At 71.6% G+C, this 20,438-nt stretch carries 16 protein-coding genes; 7 read left to right on the top strand and 9 right to left on the bottom strand.

The features are described from left to right. Both AAEP86_RS05225 and hisD read right to left on the bottom strand, forming a co-directional pair. Window positions 1-1,335, bottom strand: a complete 1,335-nt coding sequence (locus tag AAEP86_RS05225) for an ABC transporter substrate-binding protein (RefSeq protein ID WP_420369478.1) — start codon at window positions 1,333-1,335, stop codon at window positions 1-3. A gap of 2 nt (window positions 1,336-1,337) precedes the next feature. Continuing rightward, window positions 1,338-2,687, bottom strand: coding sequence for a histidinol dehydrogenase (gene hisD, locus AAEP86_RS05220; protein WP_420369477.1), 1,350 nt, complete (start codon window positions 2,685-2,687; stop codon window positions 1,338-1,340). A gap of 72 nt (window positions 2,688-2,759) precedes the next feature. Between hisD and AAEP86_RS05215 the strand changes: the two genes are divergently transcribed. From AAEP86_RS05215 to AAEP86_RS05185, 7 genes are all read left to right on the top strand, one after another. Then, on the top strand, window positions 2,760-3,653 hold the full coding sequence (locus AAEP86_RS05215) for a LysR family transcriptional regulator (protein WP_420369476.1): 894 nt from the start codon (window positions 2,760-2,762) through the stop codon (window positions 3,651-3,653). 140 nt (window positions 3,654-3,793) lie between these two features. Then, window positions 3,794-5,104 (top strand): ABC transporter substrate-binding protein, encoded by a 1,311-nt coding sequence (locus AAEP86_RS05210; RefSeq protein ID WP_420369475.1) that lies wholly within the window; start codon window positions 3,794-3,796, stop codon window positions 5,102-5,104. Between the two features lie 29 nt (window positions 5,105-5,133). Beyond that, window positions 5,134-6,090 carry a carbohydrate ABC transporter permease gene (locus AAEP86_RS05205; protein WP_420369474.1) on the top strand — a complete coding sequence of 319 codons (957 nt, stop codon included), beginning with the start codon at window positions 5,134-5,136 and terminating at the stop codon, window positions 6,088-6,090. After that, the gene (locus AAEP86_RS05200) at window positions 6,087-6,986 is read left to right on the top strand and encodes a carbohydrate ABC transporter permease (protein ID WP_420369473.1); all 900 of its coding nucleotides are present in this window, start codon (window positions 6,087-6,089) and stop codon (window positions 6,984-6,986) included. The genes AAEP86_RS05205 and AAEP86_RS05200 overlap by 4 nt, the downstream gene beginning before the upstream one ends. Then, on the top strand, window positions 6,986-9,400 hold the full coding sequence (locus AAEP86_RS05195) for a TIM-barrel domain-containing protein (protein ID WP_420369472.1): 2,415 nt from the start codon (window positions 6,986-6,988) through the stop codon (window positions 9,398-9,400). Before AAEP86_RS05200 ends, AAEP86_RS05195 begins: the two co-directional genes overlap by 1 nt. 273 nt (window positions 9,401-9,673) lie before the next feature. Then, complete coding sequence (locus AAEP86_RS05190; protein ID WP_420369471.1) at window positions 9,674-10,465, top strand: hypothetical protein; 792 nt, start codon at window positions 9,674-9,676, stop codon at window positions 10,463-10,465. Window positions 10,466-10,912: 447 nt separating this feature from the next. After that, entirely contained in the window at window positions 10,913-11,233 is a 321-nt protein-coding gene (locus tag AAEP86_RS05185) for a hypothetical protein (protein WP_420369470.1), read from the top strand. Window positions 11,234-11,326: 93 nt separating this feature from the next. Here the strand turns inward: AAEP86_RS05185 and AAEP86_RS05180 are convergent, their stop codons facing one another. From AAEP86_RS05180 to AAEP86_RS05150, 7 genes are all read right to left on the bottom strand, one after another. After that, a complete protein-coding gene (locus tag AAEP86_RS05180) occupies window positions 11,327-11,476 on the bottom strand; it encodes a hypothetical protein (RefSeq protein WP_420369469.1) in 150 nt (49 codons plus the stop codon). 1,095 nt (window positions 11,477-12,571) lie between these two features. Next, window positions 12,572-13,597 (bottom strand): LacI family DNA-binding transcriptional regulator, encoded by a 1,026-nt coding sequence (locus tag AAEP86_RS05175; protein WP_420369468.1) that lies wholly within the window; start codon window positions 13,595-13,597, stop codon window positions 12,572-12,574. Window positions 13,598-13,670: 73 nt separating this feature from the next. After that, a complete protein-coding gene (locus AAEP86_RS05170) occupies window positions 13,671-14,804 on the bottom strand; it encodes an alpha/beta hydrolase (protein ID WP_420369467.1) in 1,134 nt (377 codons plus the stop codon). Continuing rightward, on the bottom strand, window positions 14,801-15,775 hold the full coding sequence (locus AAEP86_RS05165) for a hypothetical protein (protein WP_420369466.1): 975 nt from the start codon (window positions 15,773-15,775) through the stop codon (window positions 14,801-14,803). Before AAEP86_RS05165 ends, AAEP86_RS05170 begins: the two co-directional genes overlap by 4 nt. Continuing rightward, window positions 15,772-16,257 (bottom strand): hypothetical protein, encoded by a 486-nt coding sequence (locus AAEP86_RS05160; RefSeq protein WP_420369465.1) that lies wholly within the window; start codon window positions 16,255-16,257, stop codon window positions 15,772-15,774. The genes AAEP86_RS05165 and AAEP86_RS05160 overlap by 4 nt, the downstream gene beginning before the upstream one ends. Before the next feature lie 6 nt (window positions 16,258-16,263). Further along, window positions 16,264-16,929: an XRE family transcriptional regulator gene (locus tag AAEP86_RS05155; protein ID WP_420369464.1), complete on the bottom strand. Its 666-nt coding sequence runs from the start codon at window positions 16,927-16,929 to the stop codon at window positions 16,264-16,266. A 208-nt stretch (window positions 16,930-17,137) separates the two neighbouring features. Further along, entirely contained in the window at window positions 17,138-20,338 is a 3,201-nt protein-coding gene (locus AAEP86_RS05150) for a glycoside hydrolase family 38 C-terminal domain-containing protein (protein ID WP_420369463.1), read from the bottom strand. Window positions 20,339-20,438 lie beyond the last annotated feature (100 nt).

The following is a 20,438-nucleotide window of genomic DNA, read 5'->3' as shown; positions in this document are numbered from 1 at the left end:
TCAGCCGTGCGCCTTCGCCCAGGTCTGCTGGACCGTCTGGGTGAAGGCCTTCGGGGTCGTCTTGCCGGCCATCACCTCCTGCAGCGCGCCGCCCATCTTCGACAGCATGTCGGTCGTGCTCCAGTCGTAGTAGCCGACCTGGGTCCCCGCGGCGATCGTGGCCTTCAGGGCGCTGAGGGTCTGCTCCTGCAGGGGGTCCTTCGACGTCACGCCGTCGGTGACCACCGGCAGTCGCCCGGTGTCGAGGATCCACTGCCCGGTCTGTGGGGAGTGCAGCATCGCGAGGAACGCGATGGCGGCGTCCTGGTTCTTCGACTTCGTGCTGATGTGCCACGGCGACGCGGTCGCACCGACACCGCCGGAGGTCAGCGGCGCGAGCCCGAAGCCCTTCGAGTCGAGCGAGGCGCCGTTCCACGAGCCGCCGACGAAGAAGACCCCGGTGCCCTTGGCGAAGCGCGCGATGGCGTCCTCGTTGCTCAGGCCGTCGTACCCGGTGCCGAAGTAGCCCTTCTCGGTCCAGTCGCGCATGGTCTGTGCGGCTTCCGCGTTGCCGGCCGTCTCGAAGGTGCTGCCCTTCTCGCCACCGATCCAGGCGGCGATGTCCTTCGGCGCCTGCTTCGTCACGGCGATGTCGGAGAAGACGTGCGTGGCCGCGTACTGGTCGGAGTTGCCGAGGACGAGCGGCTGCTGCCCCGCGGCCTTCGCCTTCGCCAGGTCCGCCTCGAGGTCGTCGATGGACGTCGGCGGCTGCAGCCCGAGGGCCTCGGTCTTCTGCTTGTTGTAGTAGATGCCCTGCACCTCGCTGATCGGCGACATGCCGTAGAGGGTGCCGGAGCCGAAGGCAGTACCGCCCTTGTTCCAGCGGGCCGGGGCGAGCGTCGAGGCGCCGGTGCCCGACGTCCACCCGTAGACCTTCGCGACGTCGTCGAGCGGACGGACCAGGCCGCCCTTCACGAGGGCGCCGTCGACCGCGTACCCGATGTTGCCCTCGAAGAGGTCGGGGGCGTTCGAGGAGTTCGCCGCGTTCACCACGGTCGCGGTGAGGTCGTCGAAGCTCTTGTAGGTGATCTTGACGTCGACGTTCGGGTACGCCTTCTCGTAGGCGGGGACGAGCTTCTGCATGAGCGGCTTCTCGGCGACGTCCGCCCACATGGTGAGGGTGGTGTCGCCGCCCTTCTTCACGTCGGCGGCCGTCACCTTCGCGGTGATGTCGGGCTGGTCGGCGCCCTTCGCAGCGCTGCCGGCACCGGGCGCGGAGCAGCCGGCCAGGGCGAAGACGAGTCCGATGACGGGGAGTGCGACGAGGAGTCCTCGTCGACGTGCGGGTGCGGTCATGGTCACTTCCGGGTCGTGAGTGCGGGGTCGGGGGTTGTGGTGCCGTGGAGTCGGTCGGTCCGGAGGGTCGCCGTGGCGCGGTGTGCGGACATGCCCTCGCTCGCGGAGATGACGTCGACGGCGTCGGCGAGCTCGGGCGTGGCCTCGCGGGCGATGTGCTGGTAGGTCAGGGGCTTGAGGAACCGCGACACGGACAGGCCGGCGCTGTGCTTCGCGCCGCCGGCCGTCGGCAGGGTGTGGTTCGTCCCGGCCATGCCCTTGTCGGAGTACGCCACGGTGCTCCACGGTCCGATGAAGAGCGAGCCGTAGTTCGTCAGGTGGTCGTGGAACCAGGCGTCGTCCTCGGTCTGCACCTCGAGGTGCTCCGGCGCGAACTCGTCCATCACGGCCACGGCGGCGGCGCGGTCCTCGACGAGGACGACGGACCCGAAGTCACGCCACGCGGGTCCGCAGATGGTGTTCGTGGAGAGGGTGGGCAGCTGGCGGTCGACCTCGGCGACCACCGCCTCGGCGAGCGCACGGGACGTGGTGACCAGGGCCGCGGGCGAGTTCGGGCCGTGTTCGGCCTGCCCGAGCAGGTCGGCGGCGACGAGTTCGGCGTCGGCGGTGTCGTCGGCGATGACCGCGACCTCGGACGGGCCGGCGAGCAGGTCGATCGCGACGGTGCCGAAGAGCTGCCGCTTGGCCTCGGCGACGAAGGCGTTGCCGGCACCGACGATCATGTCGACGGGTGCGTCGCCGAGGAGCCCGTACGCCATCGCGGCGAGTGCCTGGACACCGCCGACGACGAACAGCCGGTCGACGCCGGAGACGTACGCGGCGTAGGCGACGGCGGCGTTCACCCCGCCGTCGGGCTGGGGCGGCGTGCACGCGATCACGGTCGGGACGCCGGCCGCCTTCGCGACCCCGACGCTCATGAACGCACTGGCGGTGAGGGGGAAGCGCCCGGCCGGCAGGTACGCGCCGACACTGCCGACCGGGACGTACCGCTGCCCGACGGTGAGGCCCGGCACGAGCTCGGCCTCGAAGTCGGTCAGGTGCTCGCGCTGCAGTCGGGCGAACTGCTGGGTGCGGGCCGCACCGAGTTCGATGGCCGCGCGGAGTTCGGGGGTCAGCCGGTCACCGGTCGCGGCGAGTTCCTCGGCGGAGAGCTCCACGACGTCCGCGCCGTCGAGGTCGCGGGCGTACCGGCGGACGGCGTCGATGCCGTCGCGGGCGATCTCCTCGAGCATGCCGGCGACGCGCTCGGCGACCGCGGGGTCACGCTGGGCCTCGGGGGCGTCGACCTCGGGGGACTTGACGAACGAGAACCGGTGGCCGTTCTCGGCGGTGAAACGGGGGCTGAGCTTCATGGAGACGAGCCTGACGATGCGCGGGACCAAGGGCAAGGGTGAAACTTCCACGACAGACCATAGGCTGTCCCTATGACGCTGAACCAGTTGCGCGCCTTCCTGGTCATCGCCGCGGCGGGGTCCTTCTCGGCCGCGGCCGTCCAGCTCGGGATGGCTCAGCCCTCCGTGTCCGAACTCGTCAAGCGCATGGAGGAGACCTACGGCGTCCGGCTCTTCACCCGGAGCAGCCGCGGCCTCGTGCTCACCGTGGCGGGCGAGGCGCTCATGCCGCACGCGCGGCTGACGGTGGACGCGGCGGACGAGGCGGACCGCGCCCTCCGGGACCTCACGAGCCTCCGCGGCGGTGTCGCCACGTTCGGGCTGCTCCGGAACGCGAACTACTACTTCCTGTCCCGGCTGCTGGAACGGTTCCACCAGCGCTACCCGGACGTCCGGTTGCGGGTGATCGGGCTGAACTCGGTGGAGGTCGCCGAGGCCGTCGCCGCCGGGGAGCTCGAAGCCGGCCTCGTGGTCCTGCCGATCGACGCGGAGTCGCTCGAGGTGACGCCGTTGCGTCGAGACGACGTGCTATTCGCCTCCGCCGACCCGGCGAAGACCGCGCGACCGGTCACCATCGAGGACCTCGCCGCCACCGACCTCGTCCTCTACGACGCCCACTACGGCTGGCGCGACCCCACCCGACGACAGCTCGCCGAACGCGCCCAGCTCGCCGGCGTCTCGCTCCTGCCCCGCATCGAGGTGGAGCACATCGACTCGGCCCTCGACCTCGTCGCCCGGGGCGCCGGCGACACCATCGTCTCCGGCGCCGTCGCCGCCGGCCGCACCTTCCCCACCGGACTGCACACCGTCCCGTTCGCCGACCCGCTGTACGACACCATCGCCCTCGTCCAACGCGCCGGCGTCCCGCTCTCACCCGCCACCCGCGAACTGGCGCGCCTGGCGCGCCGGATGCTCCTCGAGGGCTGACGCCGTGGGGGCGACCCCAGGGTCGACGGAGGCCGCGCGACCGGGCCGAGCCGCGCCTCCCGTCCGGATTACAACGTTGACGTAGCGTTTCCAGCGCTGTAAACATGAGCAGGCGCGAGGATGCGCACGAGGGAGCAGCAATGGTCGGCAGCAGGACAGGGTTCACCGGGACGACGCTCGGACGGCGGGGGTTCCTCGCCGGAGCGGCGGGCGGCATCGCACTCGGCACGTTGGCGTTGGCGGGGTGCGCGACACCCGGGCAGGCCGCAGCGGGCGGCACCACCACCCTCCGCTTCTACGAGCAGAAGCAGGAGGTGATCGCCTACTTCGACAAGCTGCTCCGCCGCTTCGAGCGGGAGCACGCGGGCGTCTCCGTGGTGCACGACAGCTCGAACGCCATCGCACCGCAGTTCGTCCGCGGGCAGCCCGCCGACGTCGGGTGCTTCAACGACAACCTCGAGCTCGCCCGCTACGTCGAGCGCGGCGTGCTCCGCGACCTGAGCGGACTGCCGTCGGCCAGCCGCATCCGTCCGAGCATCGCCACGCTCGGGGACCAGTACGCCAAGTACCCCGGCCGGGTCAGCGTCCTGCCGTACTCGTTGGCCGCCGCCGGGGTCATCTACAACAAGAAGATCTTCCGCGACCACGGCCTGCCCGTGCCGACCACCTGGCACGAGTTCGTCGACGTCTGCACCGAGCTGCGGAAGGCCGGGATCACACCCGTGTACGCGACCGACCGCGACACCTGGACGCTGTGGCAGGGGCTGTTCGACTACTCGGTCGGCAGCCTGGTGGACACCGGCTCGTTCTTCCGGAAGATGAAGGCGATCGGCGCCGACGTCGGACCCGACTCCGAGGTGTCGTTCGAGAAGACGTTCGCGGTGCCGATGGAGCGCGCGAAGACGATCTCGACGTTCTTCAACCCGGACCACGCCACCCGGTCCTACGCCGACGGCAACCTGGCCTTCGGGCAGGGCAAGGCGGCCATGTACCTGCAGGGCCCGTGGGCGCTCGGGCAGATCGCGCTCGTCGACGACAAGCTCGAGGTCGGCACGTTCGCCCTGCCCGTCTCGAACGACCCCACGGAACGCAAGGCCCGGGTGAACGTCGACCTCGGCCTCTACGTCCCCGAGGCCACCGCGCACGTGGACCGCGCGCACGAGCTCGTCGAGTTCCTCATGCAGGACGAGGTCATCGACGCGTACAACCGCGACAACCTCGCGTACTCCACCCGCAAGGGCGCTCCGCCGCAGACGGACGAGCGTCTGGCGGGCCTGCAGCAGTACGTCGACGACGCCGCGTTCTACCAGGGCGCCGGCACCTTCATCCCGACCTCGATCCCGCTCGGCAACTACCTGCAGACGGCGATCCGGAGCGGTGACTTCACCTCGATGCTGCGCCGACTGGACGCGGACTGGCGGCGTCTCGCCGGCCGGTCGGCGACCGTCTGAGCCCGGCGACCAGGACCCCAGGAGCGATCATGACCATCCAGACCCCACTCGCGCGCGAGTCCGACCAGCCAGCACCGGGACCGGCCACGGCGGCGACGCGCGTGCACCGTCGCGTCGGTTCCCTGCGCCGCACCGAGCCGATGTACTACTTCTTCATCGTGCCGGCCCTCGTGCTGTTCACCGCGTTCGTCGTCGCCCCCGCGTGCGTCGGCATCTTCTACAGCTTCACCGACTACCTCGGCTTCGGGTCGTGGCACTTCCTCGGGCTCGAGAACTACAAGGCGCTCGTGTCCGACCCGTCGATCCTGGCGTCCTACGGCTTCACGCTCGGGTTCGCGCTGGTCACGGTCGTCGTGACGCAGGTCATCGCGCTCGCGCTCGCGATCGCCCTGACGAAGAAGGTCAAGTACGCCGCCGGGCTCCGCTCGGTGTTCGTCATCCCGATGGTCGTCTCCGGCATCATCGTGGCCTACGTGTTCAGCTACCTGTTCTCGAACACCCTGCCCGCGCTCGCCACCTCGGTCGGCTTCGGTCCGCTCGAGCAGAGCATCCTGGGCGACCCGAACCTCGCCTGGCTGTCGATCGTGATCGTGTCCGCGTGGCAGACCGTCCCCGGCGCGCTCCTCGTCTACACCGCCGGGCTCACCTCGATCCCGAACGACGTGTACGAGGCGAGCTCGCTCGACGGCGCCGGTGCCTGGAAGCAGCTCCGCTCCATCACCCTGCCGCTCATCAGCGGGTTCATCGTCATCAACACCGTGCTCGGCGTGAAGGGCTACCTCGGCGCCTACGACGTCATCGTCGGCCTGACGAACGGCGGTCCTGGCAGCGCCACGAGCAGCGTCGCGATGACCATCTTCGGCGGCTTCACCGGCGGTGACTACGCGTACCAGATGGCCAACGCGACCGTCTTCTTCGTCATCACCGTCCTCATCTCCGTGCTGCAGCTCGCGGCGACCCGCGGAAGGAACCTGCGACTCGCATGACCGCCCTCGACACCCGAACCCAGACCACCGTCCCCGGCGGCCGCGACGACGACCGGATGGTCCGTCGGCACCGGCTCGGCCGGCCGAACTGGCCGCTGACGATCCTGCTCGCGGTCGCGTCCCTCACCGTCCTCGTCCCGCTCTACGTCACCGTCGCGATGGCGTTCAAGACGAGCGCGCAGTCGGTCGACGGCAACGCCCTGTCCCTGCCGGCGCCGTTCAACCCGACGAGCTTCGTCGAGGCGTGGCAGATCACCCGCTTCCCAGTGTCGTTCTCGGTGTCGGTCGGCGTCGCCGCGTTGACGGTCGTCGCGACGCTGCTGCTCAGCTCCTTCGCGTCGTACGCGATCGTGCGGAACTGGCACAGGCGGTTCTTCCGCTTCTCGTTCGTCTACCTGCTCGCCGCGATGTTCCTGCCGTTCCCGGTCATCGCCCTGCCGCAGATCAAGCTGACCGCCCAGCTCGGCCTGGACAACCCGATCGGCGTCGGGCTCCTGCACGCCATGTTCCAACTGTCGTTCAGCGTGCTGCTCTACTCGGCGTACCTCCGCTCGATCCCCGTCGAGCTCGAGGAGAGCGCCCGCATCGACGGCGCGAGCACGTGGCAGATCTTCTGGCGCATCATCCTGCCGCTCCTCGCGCCGATGAACGCCACGGTGGGCATCTTCGCCTTCCTGGCCTCGTGGAACGACTTCATGCTGCCGTCGCTCATCACGGCCGACCCGACGATGCAGACGCTGCCGGTCGTGCAGAACATCTTCCAGAGCAAGTTCGGCACGAACTACAACGTGGCGTTCGCCTCCTACTTGATGGCGATGGCGCCGACGATCATCGTGTACCTGTTCGCCCAGCGCTGGGTGATCTCCGGTGTGACCCAGGGAGCCGTGAAGAACTGATGACCGAGAACGTGATCCGACCCTTCCCCGGGTCGGCACCCCGAGCCGACCCGGCCGCCACGATCAGCGGTGACCACTGGCGCGTGTCCGTCCTCGCCGACGGCGTGTTCCGCGTCGAGTGGAGCGACGACGGCGGCTTCGAGGACCGCGCCTCGACGTTCGCGCTCCGCCGCGACCTGCCCGTGCCGGCGTTCACGGTGGAACGGACGGCAGCGAACGGCGGCGCGGCCGGCCGCTCCGACGACACCGCGGCCGGTCCGGCCGCGGTCGACCCTGCCGCGGCCGGCGGCGTCGTCGTCACCACCGCCCGTGCCCGCCTGCGCTACGACGGCCGACCGTTCTCCCCCGGCGGGTTCACCGTCGAGACCCTCGGCCCGGACGCGAACCGCTGGCGCTGGGGTCAGGAGCCGCGCGACCTCGGCGGCACCGGCCGCACGCTCGACGACGTCGACGGCCGGATGCCCCTGGAGTCCGGCATCCTGGCGCGCGACGGCATCACGGTCCTCGACGACTCGGAGTCGTTCCTGTTCGAGGGCGACGGCTGGATCGGCACCCGTGTGCCCGGCCGCCGTGACGTCACCGTGTTCGCCTACGGCCGCGACTACGACGCCGCCCTGCACGCCTTCCACGCCGTCTCCGGCGCGCCGTCGCTCCTGCCGCGCTGGGCGCTCGGCAACTGGTGGAGCCGCTACCACCCGTACTCGGACAGCGAGTACCTCGCGCTCGTCGACCGGTTCGCCGAGGAACGGCTGCCGTTCTCTGTCGCCGTCATCGACATGGACTGGCACCGGGTCGACTCCGTCCCCGAACGGTTCGGCAACGGCTGGACGGGCTACTCGTGGGAGCCGTCGCTGTTCCCCGACCCGGCCGCCTTCCTGGGCGCCCTGCACGAGCGGGGCATGCGCACGACCCTCAACCTGCACCCGGCCGACGGGGTGCGCGCGTTCGAGGACGCCTACCCCGCGGTGGCCGCAGCGATGGGCATCGACCCGGCGTCCGAGGAAGCCGTCGCCTTCGACCCGACCGACCGCCGGTTCCTCGAGACGTACTTCGCCGACCTGCACCACCCGCTCGAGGAGCAGGGCGTCGACTTCTGGTGGATCGACTGGCAGCAGGGCCGCACCACGAGCCTGCCGGGCGTGGACCCGCTCTGGCTGCTCAACCACTTCCACATGCTCGACTCCGCCCGCGACGGCGGCGTCGGCATGACGTTCTCGCGCTACGCCGGACCGGGCAGCCACCGGTACGCGGTCGGGTTCTCCGGCGACGCGGTCGTCTCGTGGGCGTCCCTGGCCTTCCAGCCCGAGTTCACCGCGACGGCCGCGAACATCGGGTACGGCTGGTGGAGCCACGACATCGGCGGGCACACCCGCGGCGTCCGCGACGACGAGCTCGCCACCCGGTGGGTGCAGTTCGGCGTCTTCTCGCCGATCATGCGGCTGCACTCCGCGAACAACCCGTTCATCCGGAAGGAACCGTGGGCGTTCCCCGCCGAGTCGCGCGACGCGATGGGCGACGCCCTCCGGTTCCGGCACCGCCTCGTGCCCTACCTGCACACGATGAACCACCGTGCGGCCGCGGGTACCGCCCTGGTCCGGCCGGTCTACCACCTGGAACCGCACCGCGACGAGGCCTACCGGGTGCCGAACGAGTACGCCTTCGGCAGCGAACTGCTCGTCGCACCGATCGTCGAGCCGCGCGATCCGGCGTCGCTCCTCGGTCGCGCCCGCGCCTGGTTGCCGCCGGGCACCTGGACGGACGTCTTCACCGGCACGACGTACGCCGGGGACCGCCGGGTCGACCTGCACCGCGGCGTCGAGGGGATCCCGGTGCTCCTCCGTGCCGGCGGGATCCTGCCGCTCGCCGCCGAGGACGAGGTCGACGCCACCGTGAACCCGACGTCGCTCGAGGTGCTCGTCGCGCCCGGCGCATCCGGTTCGTTCACCCTGGTCGAGGACCGCGAGGACGACCCCGCCTCGGTCTGCTCCACCCGCCTGGCATGGGACGCGGACGCGTCGGTGTTCCGCATCGAGGCGGCCGAGGGCGACCGCTCGTCGGTGCCGGCACGTCGGCAGTGGCGCGTCACGTTCCTCGCCGCACCCGCCGCCGGGCAGCGAGTGGCGGCGCAGCGCGCGGACCGCTTCTCGGTCGACCTGACGGTCGACACGGCCGAGGGAGCCGTGCTCACCCTCGTCGGACCGCCGCAGGTCGGCGTCGACGCCCGCGACGGCGCCCGCCGCCTGCTCGAGCGCGCCCAGGCGGGGAACCCGGAGAAGCTCGAGGCCTGGACCGTCGTCGCACGCGACACGTCGCGCGCGGACCGGATCGCCGAGCTGGAGAGCGTCGACCTGCCGCCCGCGCTCCGCGCCGCACTGGTCGAGCTGCTGGGCAGCGTCCACCCCGGTACGGACTGACGCACCGTCGGACGGGAGGCGCGTGGCGGGGCCGCCACGCGCCTCCCGTCCGTCGTTTCCTCCGTGATCCCGTGGAGTGCCGCGCTCGTCGAGGACGTTTCATCGTCGCTTCATCAGGGCCTCGGCATCGTTGACGACGTGCCCCGGTCGGCTGTCCGCCGGCGACCAGCCCCTCCGCCAGGAGGGGCGCAGCCGTCCGACAGCATGCCCCGGCACGCACGACAGATCGTCGTCGACGATGACGGTCCACTTCACGAACTGAAGGAAACCACCATGAACACGAATGACCAGACCCCCAAGCGCGGTCGCGCGTTCCGCCGCGCGGGAAGCGCTGTCCTCGTCGCCGGTGCCGCAGCGTGCGCTGCGGCCGCGCTGTTCGGCACCCTGCCGGCCCAGGCGTCGGTGGCCCACCACGCTGCTCCCGCCGCGAAGACGACGACCTCGCACGTCGCCGCCGCCACGGCCAAGAAGCCCGTCTCCATCGCGGACGTCGCTTCGGCACGCACCCCGGCCGAGAAGCAGGCGCTCATCAAGCAGCTGCGGGCGCAGCTGGCGAACGACCCCACGCAGAAGGCCCTCGACGCCTACGCGAAGGCCGGCTACAAGTACGAGGACTCGCTGAACCTGGCGACGATCTGGAAGACCGACCGCACCACCGCGAAGTCGACCGCCGGGTCGAAGCTGCTCGCCGGACACGAGCTGCCCTTCGCTCCGGGTCAGGGCTTCTCGCGCACGTACACGTCGGACCAGGACCTCTACGCGCTCGGCCTCGTGGACCCGAGCGACCCGGGCCTCGCCGACCGTCTCGCGCAGCACTGGCACGTGAGCCCGGCCGCGGCGAAGGTCAAGGCCGGTTCGCTGGCACTGGCGAACAAGCCGATCCCGCTCGAGCAGCCGACGCCGACCGAGGCCGACGCGCAGAACGCCTTCACGGCCGCCGGTTACGACTACGCCTACGCGACGAAGCTCGCGAAGTACTGGCACGTCGACCCGACCACCGCGAAGGCCAAGGCCGGTTGGGACCTGCTCGCCTCCCCGAAGGTCGCGCTGCCCGTCCAGCCGTAGCACCGGAGTCGGAGCCGGGGTCGGTATCGCGTCGTTCGGGCGCGGTGCCGGCCCCGGCCCCGTTCGGGAGCGGCGGGACGACCGGGCCGCTCCGGTGAAGACGCTACGGACCGGACGGCAACAGCCGTCCGGGACGACGTGACGATGCTCGGGCAGCTCGGCGCGTTCCCTCCGACCCCGGGGATGATGCTCCGCCTGGTCGGAGCGAAGGTGAGCGGCAGCGCTGCGCGCGCCGGTCGGGACGTGGCTGCTCGCGCAGCCGAAGCAGCGGCCTGACGGCCCGGGTCGGTGCCGTCGTCCTCGCGCGCTCGCTCCGTGTCGGACGGGAGGCGCGTGACGGCCCCGCCACGCGCCTCCCACCGGTCCACGCCCACAACCCGACGACCATCGGACGGTCCGCTCCCGCCCGACGGCCGGACCGCGGCCCGGTCCATCGAGGAGACTCGAGTGGTGCAGGCGAACATCAGAACGGTGACGGTGCAGGGGCAGGTCCAGGACCGCGACGCCGACCTCGTCCACGTCCGGCAGTTCGACGTCGAGACCGACACGGGTCACCGGTACGTCGTGACGTGCGACGGCCCGCCGGTCGGCTCCCCCTCCGACTGGAGCGTGACGAGCGCGGACGATGGCCGTGCGATCGGACACGTCCGGCTGCTCGGCGCGGGCATGCCCGGTGCCACGAACTACCGGTACAAGAAGGCAGGCGCGCTGTTCTCGGGCGGCAAGCAGTTCAATCTGTGGAACGCCGTGCAGTCGCTCCTGCAGTGAGGTCGGGGGCTGCCGCAGGTTCGGTCGGCTTAGCGCGGACGCGGCAGGGCTGACGCTTCGGCCGCCCGCGTCCACTCTTCGTGGAACGAGCAATCACATCGTGAAGATCGCGAGCGCTCCGACCGCGAGTCCGAAGAGGACGAAGAAGAGCCCGGCTCCTCTGATGCCCCAGACCGCTGACCGGTCACCCTTGTCCTCGAACCCGAAGAGGCTCCGGATACCTTCCTTCATCGATGTGGACACCGACGGTGCAAACGCCATCAGTAACACACCCATGAGAAGGATGCCGAGGCCCGTGAAGATCAACTCCCCTTGCAAGTCACTCACCCCCACGTACTTGTGAAGTCACCGACTGAACCGACGCCAATACCTGCTCCCACGGGAGTCCCTGGGGAATCGAGGGCGCTGGCGGAACCAAGGTCGCCGGCTCCGTGGCGAACCGGACGAAGCGCATGCCGCGCTGGGCAACTTGTTGACACACCGCCGCAAGACGACCCGAGCTCGGGTCCGGGTCTCCTGCTCATCGAAGGAAACCCTGCTCCACGAACCCCCAGATGATGGCCGCTCCCGCTATCAACCCGCCGGCAGTTGCGAGAACGTTCGAGCGGGAATTCACCGGGTCCGCCGACTCTTGCGAATCAACTCGATACCAGGAGATCCCGATTGCGGCGGCAATCAAGACCGCTCCGCTCGCGAAGAGGACTACCACAAAGGGCGAAACCATCATCTTGTGCGCCTCGTCGACGACGACGGACGGCCAATACGACGCCAATGATGATGAGGACCACCACCACACCAAGCCAGATCGGCAATGGAAGTCCGCCCGACGAGCCCGGAGGATTGATAGCCATGTAACTGCTCATTCTCAAGCCAATTCTTCTGTCGTCAAGTGAACTGCATCCTGCTGGCCTGGTCAGCCGCACTCTCGGCCTGGTAGCGGTCCACCATCGAGGGAACTTGCCGTAGGCAACGCGCGCGTCTTCGTCGACAATGGGCACTCCGTGCCCCTGTCGAGCGTCTGCCCTGTCGCGCTTAGGACCTGAGATCCAGTATCCCTCGCCCGAGTCCACGTCGTAGAAGTCAGCGTCGTGGACTGCCGGCAACGCCGCTGGCGAGAGCCCCGCTTCCGCCTCGCGAGCCATCGATCCGAAGTAGAGCGGATGCGGCAGGTCCGCGCGCGTCTGGTGGTCGACCGCTGCGCTCTACCGTGCTGAGCCGGGCGCCCACCCGGATGGATCCACCGCCGGACGGGAGGCGCGGCGCGGCCGTGCCACGAGCCTCCCGTCCGGTGTCCCTGCCGGACGGGAGGCGCGGTGCGGCGGCGCCACGCGCCTCCCGTCAGTCGACGGAACCGTCGGCGTACGGTGCGCTCTCTCCCACAACGAGACGGTGGCCGACGGTGACGAGGCGGCCGGCCGCGTCGTCACCGTCGATCCGGGCCAGCAGCAGGTCGAGCGCGGACTCGGCGAGGGCGACCGTGTCCGGCGCGACCGACGTGAGGCTCGGTGCGAGGCTCGCCGCCAGGCCGAAGCCGTCCCAGCCGACCACGGCGACGTCGTCCGGCGCCTCCCGTCCGCGCAGCCGCATGGCGCGGAGCGCGCCGATGGCGGCCAGGTCGTCGCGGCAGAGGAGCGCGTCGACGTCGAGCCCTGCGTCCAGCGCCGCCCCGAAGGCGGCTTCGGCGCCCGCGGCATCGCCGACCTCGCGCGCGACGAGGAGGCCGTCGTCGACGGGCAGGCCCGCGCGTTCCAGTCCGGCGCGGTACCCCTCGAGGCGGAACGTCGACGTGCGTGACGCCGGACCGGTCTCGTGCCCGAGGAACCCGATGCGACGACGGCCGAGCGCGACGAGGTGGTCGACGGCCTCGGCCGCCGCCCCCACGTTGTCGATCACCACCTGGTCGGAGTGCTCCGGGCGGACGTCCTCGCCCAGGAATACAACCACGGTGTCCCCACGGATGCCGTCGATGTACTCCGGGGTCAGCACCTGCGGGTGGATCACCACCCCGTCGACCACGCCGGCCTCGCGACCGCGGACCGCCGACCGTTCACCGTCCGCCGTGCCGCCGGTCTCCTCGAGGAGCAGCTGGTACCCGCGGTCGGCGCACACGCGCGAGAACACGTGGGCCAGTTCGGCGAAGTAGGGGCGTCGGAGGTCCGGGAACGCGAAGGCGAGCATGTTCGAGCGGCCCGTCGCCAGGCTGCGCCCGGAGACGTTCGGGCGGTAGCCGAGCTCGTCCACCGCCGCCTGCACGCGGTCGCGCATGGCCACGCTGACGTGGCGGTAGCCGCGCACCACGTTCGACACGGTCTTCATCGACACACCGGCGTGGTCCGCGACGTCCTGCAGCGTGACCTTGCCCACCCGGCCACCGTACCGGGCCGGTGGGGCGGAGCCGACCGCGGGGCAGGCTGCCGGGGCACGGACCGGCCGCGACTCAGGCGTGCGGTGGGAGCTGTCGGAGGAACGTCGTGACCAGGTCGTCGAACCGCTCCGGCTCGGCGTTGCGCTCCATGCCGTGGGGCACCGGTCCGAACCGCTCGAGGCGGACGCGGTCCGGGTGGTCCGCGGCGACCTGCTCGGACGAGGCCAGCGGCGCCTCGGCGTCCCCGGTGGAGTGCAGGATGAGCACCGGGGCCGGCACGTGCCCCAGCGACGGTCGGAGGTGGCGGGCCCGGAGCGGGCGGCGCAGCCCGGCGGCGTGCGCGAGGACGGGGACGGTCAGCGCGGCCGTGAACAGCGGCGCGAGCGGCGACGGGATGCCGGACCGTCGTGCCGCGTCGCGGATGATCGTCCGCCAGTCGAGCGCCGGCCCGACGAGCACCACGCCGGCGACGTCACGGCCGCGTCGCTGCTCGTCGGCCAGGATCACGCTGATCGTCCCGCCCATCGACCACCCGACCAGCACCACGTCCTGCGCGCCGTGGTCCAGGGCGTACCGGATCGCGGCGTCGACGTCGCGGGCCTCGTCCTGGCCGAGCGTGGCCGGCGGGGTCGCGGGGTCCTCGGCGTCGCCGCGGTACGAGACCACCAGCGACGGCATGCCGGCCGCGACGGTGGCCGGCACGCTGCGGAGCGCGGAGGTCCGCGAGGAGTGGATGCCGTGCACGTGGACCGCCCAGCGTCGGGACGGGTCCTCGGGCTCGAACAACCACGCGGCACGTCGACCGCTTGGCGCGTCCACCTGTACCTCGCGGAAGGGCGTGCCGACGTCGTCGGGGGTGGCGAACACGTACCCGGTCCAGAGCACGACGTCGTCGACACCGGGCAGGCCGGTGTCGGCACCGAGGACGGTGCGGGTGACGGTGTCGTCGTCCCGCGCGACGACGTCGCCGACGAGGGCGTGTCGGGCGTCGTCGTCCCCGAACCGGATGCGGTACGTGCCGGGGGCCTCGGTGTGGTGCGTCCGCTCGAGGCGGATGCGCTGCTCGTCGACGGCGAGCACGCGGGGTCGTCGCTTCGGACGCGGGTGCACCGCTCGACGTCCGCCGACCACACCGAAGGCCGCCGCGCCGAGGACGACCGCTCCGGCGACCCCCGCCGCTGCCGTCACTGCTGCTGTTCGTCTCATGTCGTCCAGGTCCTTCCGCTGGTGGGGATCGCCGCTCGGGTGACCCATCGCTCGGTGCGCCGGAACCGGCGGCCGTCCGCCGGGCTGAGCCGCAGGGACTCGTCCATCAGGCGCCCCTGGATGGCGATGGTCAGGGCGTAGGCCTCGCCGAGGGGATCGGGCGTGCGGCGCCACGTCCGCGCGAGCGCCGTCGACGCGTCCGCTCCGCTCATCAGCGCGAGCCGCCAGCCGAGCCACCGCCAGACCGCACGGCTCGCGCTGGGGAGGAGGTACCCGACCATGATGACGACCATCCCGGGGAAGAAGAACGCCTGGAACCCGTCGAGGAACGCCTCGCCGAGCGGCGTGAGCTCGCCGTGCACGTGTCCGAGGGTCGTGTAGGTGAGGTCGAGCACCGCTCCCACCGCGACGAAGGCGAACCCGGTCAGGAACGCGCGCCCCGGCACGGTCGTGCGCCGCGTCCACGCGGACCGCCAGGAGTCCACGGCGAGGTGCAGGACGCCGAGCATGTAGAGCGTGATGTAGACCCAGCAGGCGACCGAGGACAGGTGGTCGTCGATGAAGGTGAGCGCGGGCCCACGCCGATCGGGGATCGCGAGGAAGCAGGCGGTGAACACCGCGCAGTGCAGCAGGAGGTGGCGTCGACGCGCCGGGGGTCGGTCGCCGCTGTAGAGGCGGATGGCGTCGCGCAGGTACCAGAAGCCCGCGGTCGCGGCGAGTGCCTCGACGAGGTTCAGGACGTTCTGCCCGCCGACGACGGGGAGCGCCTCGTCCATCGCGTTCGCCGGCAGCCCGACGACGCCGAGGGTGAGCAGCCCGACGATGGCGAAGCCGCTCGCCACCCACGCGGGCGGGAACCGCTCGCGCACGGCGGCGCGGGCGCGCCACGTCCGGAACGACCGCGGCGCCCGGTAGAGGAACAGCAGCGCGCCGAGCACGAGCGCGAGCGTCGAGGCGACCGACGGGGTCAAAAGATGTCCGCCGCCGATGCGGTGTCGGCGCCGCGGAGCCAGCGGGCGAGCGCGAACGCCCCGCGCTCGGCGACCGCCTCCTCGATCTGCGCGTCGTCGGTCAGCATCGTCGTCAGGATCGAGCGCGCCCGGATCGAGATGATCGGGTCCCCCACGGCGGCGCGGAGCGCGTCGGCGGTCTCCGGCCGGGCACTGCACCCCCAGTGGCCGCCGACCGCGTGGATGCACTCGTGGAGGATCGTGTGCACCCGGATCGACTCGGTGTCCGTCGGGCGGTACATGATCACGCCGTAGGAGCCGTGGTCGATCCAGTACCCGGTGTGGTGCTGGTCGGGGTTGCTGATCGGTCGCAGCTCGATCCGCTTGCCGGTCGCGTCACCAGCCGCCCGGAGGAGTCGCTCGAGGGTGCGGTCGTCGTCGGGCAGCGCCAACGCCCCGAGGATCTCGTGGACGGCGCGGTCGACCTGGTCGATGTCCTGCACGCCCGGTCACCGTCCTCGCTCGTTGCTCTCACGGATGGCCCGCGCCAGTGCCCGCAAGGACGCCGGGGTCGTCGCGCCCGGCCCGCGCGACGAGGCACCGTGCGCGCCGGTCTGCGCGAAGGCCTCCTGCACGTCGAGGCGTGCATCGACGTCGTCGATGACGTCGGAGACCTCCGTGGTCAGGAGGTACTCCTCCGGCACACCGAAGAAGGCCGCGACGGCGGCCCGGTGCTCGCGGGTGACCGCGGAGAGCTCGCCGCTCAGGAGGGCGTGCCACTGCGGAGCCGCCAGCCCGGCGTCCCGCGCCACGTCGCTCGAGAGCAACGCTGCCTGCAGGTCCATCCGGGGGAACTGCGCCCGCGCGACCGCGAGCAGCTTGTTGACCCGGCCCGCGACGACGTCCGCGTCCGAGGCGGCCTTCGGCACGATCTCGGCCTGCGCCCGCGTCCACAGGGCGCCGACGCTGACGTCGCACGCGGCGGCGAGCGCCGACATGTCGTTCGTGGTGAAGGGCAGCTCCCCCCGCGCTCGCCGGTAGTAGTAGTTCGGGGAGAGCCCCGACCGCTTGATGAGCTCCCGCGTCGTCAGCCCGGCCGCGGACCGCGCGTCCTCGATCGCGTGCGCGACCGCACGCGAGAACTCGTCGGCGCCCCCGAGGGCCGTTGATGGCATGCGCCCAGGATACGGACCCCGCCGCACGTGCACGGCCGGACGGTTTGGCAATCCCGCCGTACCCCCCGAACTGGGGTCACGTGTTCCGCTGACGGCACACGGTCGTTCCGACAGAATGGGACGGACCCGGCGACGATGCGATGAAGCGACTTCACCTGGGGGGGCGCATCGTCGACCCGGGTCCTCCAGCCTGCGGTCCGTTCCGCGCCTACCGCTCGCCCGGCCCGCGCCGCACGCGGACGGCGGCCACGGCGAAGGGCTGCAGCGACGTCCGCACGACACCGGCGGCCGCCTCGGCTCCGCCGTCGGTCTCGGCTGGCTCGGCGATCTCGAGCGTCTCGTCGATCTCGTCGCCCAGGTAGGTCGACCGGACGGCGGTCTCGACGGGCACGCCGAACGTCAGTTCGAGGTCCACCGGCTCGTCCGCGAAGGACTGCAACCGGACGATCGACGTGCGGTCGTCGTCGCCGGCGACCACGGAGACGAGCCGGACGCGCGGGTCGCTGAGCTCGAGGAGCGCTGCGGACGCCCCGGCAGCACCGTCGGAACCGGCTGTACCGGCGGTACCGGCGGCTGGGACGGCGGCGAGTGGCCGGACCAGGTCGGCCGTCGTCTGCTCCGCCACCGCCTCGACCGGCTCCCCCGCGTGGGCCCGCACCCCGACCGCGTACTCGAACGTCGCCGTGAAGCCCTGCTCGATCGGGAAGTTCGTGTCCCAGACGTTGTTGTGCAGCCACGAGTACACGGTCGCCGCACGGGTCGGGCTGGTGCTGGCGGGGAACGGCGCGTACGGCAGCGAGATCGTGCCGGGGTGCACGAGCGGTGCGTCCTTCGTCACCCACACCACCGCGTCGTCGCCGTCCTGCACACTCACCCAGTTCCGGATCGCACGCATGTGCTGCGGTGCGCCGGGGACGTGCGCGAGGCCGTCGCCGGTCACCCCGCCGGACACCTCGTACCGCACGGTCGGGTCGGTCGCCGCGAACGGGAAGGCGAAGAAGGCGCTCTCCTTCGTGCGGGTGACGGGCTTCTCGAGGCGGTTCTCGATGCGGAGCCGGGGCTCGCCGTGCCGCAGACGGAGCGTGACGGTGACGCCGTCGACCCCGGCGGCCGCGAACCGGTAGACGAGCCGCTCCTCGACCGCGTCCGACACCCGTTCCACCAGCACCGCCGGACCACCGGTCGTCCGGCTGGCGAGGAGTTCGAGCCGGTCGGAGCTCCACAGCTTGTTCGCCAGGTGGTTCACGCCCGCGCCCGACGACCCGTACTCGTCGTAGACGTACCCGTTGAAGCCGGCGGGCGCGTGCTGCTCGACGATCTCGCGGCCGGTCGCGAGCTCGACGACGGAGGCGATGGTCGACGTCCGGGGGTCGGCGACGACGCGGAGGTGGGCGTTCTCGAGGGTGAAGAGCTCGGCGGCCGGGGTGGTCAGCGGGTCGTGGGTGCGGGACGACACGACGGCGTCGTCCGGCGCGCCGTCCGCCGCGACCACGTCGACCCGGACGAAGCCGAACGCCGGCACGTCGGCCACCTGGACGGAGAGCCAGCGACCGGACTCACGGTGGAGCGCGTTCGACTGCGGCTCGACGACGAGTCCGAGTGCCGCGCCGGTCCGGCCGTCGCGGACCGCGACGGCCGCGTCGAGCGGCACGGTCGACTCCTTCAGCAGGAAGCGCACCGCGCCGGTGCGCGTGGCCCCGGAGGCGTTCGCGACGACGATCGACGCGAGGGCGTCGTCCGCCGCGGCGACCGTGTCCTCGAGGTAGACGAGGGCGTGCTCGGCGAGGTCGCGTCCGCGTTGGTGACCCGTCAGGGCCTGTGCGACCTTCCACTGCCACTGCCGTTCGCCCGAGTCGTAGCCCTCGTCCCCGTGGGTCCACGAGTTGCTCGCACCCCACGTGTGCTCGTTGAACATCGAGATGGCGTCGTACGCGGCGTCCGAGTCCGCGCGCTCCGTCGGGACCGCTTGGCCGCCGAGCCACGCGGCCGCCTGCGAGAAGGAACGGGCGTCGCTCACCGTCGCCTGCGCCTCACGGGCGAGCGCGAGGGGGACGGCTGCGGACCCGACGCCCTCGACCCACCAGTCGCCCCAGTCCCCCTCGACCGTGGTGAGCTCGTCGCCGTGCCGGGCCTCTGCCTCGGCGAAGAAGTCCTCGTTCGTCGAGACCCGCAGGGTCGGCGACGTCCAGGTCTCGTTCCAGCGTCGGACGACCTCCGACAGGTGCAGCCGGGCCGGACCGTTGTCGCCCATGAACCCCTGCGTCCGCAGGTGCAGGACCTCCCACGGGTAGCCGGATCGCCCCTCGGCCTCTTCGCCGTGCGCACCGAACACCCCGGGCGGGAACGGGTAGCCCCGGGTCGCCAGGGCGGTCAGGTAGGCGGGCAGGTACGTCTCGGCGACCTCGTACGACTCGGTCAGACCGACCATCGGCCCCTCCATGTACGCGAGCCCGTGCGGGCTGTCCGTCATCCAGACCACGACCGACCCGCCGGCCGGGGTGCGCCACCGGAACAGGCGTGGCAGGTCGAGGGCGCCGTTCTGGTGTGGCATCGACCGTCCGGCCCAGTTGTGCGCCACGGCGAGGTAGCGCACCCCGACCTCCTGCAGGGCGTCGGGCAGGCCGGCGACCTGTCCGGGGACGTCGGTCTGCATGGCCGTCGTGAAGTCGATGCCGTACTGCTCGCGGATCCGCCGGGCCTCGCGGAGCAGCTCGTGCAGCTCCTCCGTCGAGCAGGTGTCGGTGTGCAGGTTGTACGGCATCGCGCTGAGTCCGATCGATCCCTCCTGCACGAGCCGCACGAACTCGGCGACCTTCGCGGCGGGGCGGTGCCGCTCCCAGTCGGCGAACGCCCAGAGCGCCTCGACGTTCCAGCGGAAGCGCGCGGTGTCGGGCCACTCGCGCGTCGCCGCCGCCAGCTCGACCGCGGAGTCGAGGTAGGAGCGCTGCGACGAGATCACCGCGGTCTGCGGGTCGGTGTACCCGAAGTCGAAGTGCGAGTGGTGGACGACGTGCACGGACCACGCCCGCTGCGGGAGCAGCTCGAACGACAGGGTCTCGTCGCCGGTCGCCGGGATCGCGAGCACGACCACGGTCGGCTCGTCGACACTGCGGACGAGCAGGCGGACGGAGGACTCGTCGGGCGCCGGAGCCCGGTCGACGACGAGGTCGCCGGACGGGCCGGTGAGGGTGACGACGTCGAGCCCGGGGATGCTCGCCACGGCGGCGTCGAACAGCAGGCGCACGCTCTGCACGGCCGTGCCGTCCCGCTCGGTCTGCAGCGGCTCGGGGACGACCCGCACGCGGGTCCCCCCGATCGTGCCGGAGGCGACGGTCGCCCGGTCGAGGAGTCCGTCACGGGCCTCCAGGTGCGACCAGGGTTGGGCGGAGACGAGGGCGGATTCGGTCATCGGAGCAGGACTTCCTTCGTGGATCGGTGGGCGGAGCGACGTCCGGGTGCTGGGTCGCCGGGCCCGGGTCGGGCCGTCGGGTCGGAGCGTCGGAGCGTCG

It is taken from the genome of Curtobacterium sp. L1-20 (genome assembly GCF_048755855.1).
GTDB lineage: Bacteria > Actinomycetota > Actinomycetes > Actinomycetales > Microbacteriaceae > Curtobacterium.
The sequence above is the reverse complement of the archived record's forward strand: the minus strand, read 5'-3'. Positions and strand labels throughout refer to the sequence as shown.